We start from the raw sequence: 256 nt of genomic DNA, 5'->3' as shown, positions 1-256 counted from the left end.
GCTGATTACCATGCGAGACAGTCACAAGCAGCAAAACAGCGATGCATCCTCCACCTAAAAAATACGGGGGAGCACAAAAAAAAACCAACCGACATCACCTGGGAGAGGGGAGTATGTTGAACAGCAAGCGCAACCTGCTGAGCGTGGCACTGGCTTCTGCCATCACGCTGAGCGCCAACGCCGCACAGGCACAGACCGTGGACCAGGACGCCAAGGCCAAGGCCGAAGCCACCGATCTGGACACCATCACCGTCAC

The organism is Stenotrophomonas sp. UBA7606 (assembly GCF_002477705.1).
In the GTDB taxonomy this organism is placed as follows: Bacteria; Pseudomonadota; Gammaproteobacteria; order Xanthomonadales; family Xanthomonadaceae; genus Stenotrophomonas.
This window is presented reverse-complemented; position numbering follows the sequence as displayed.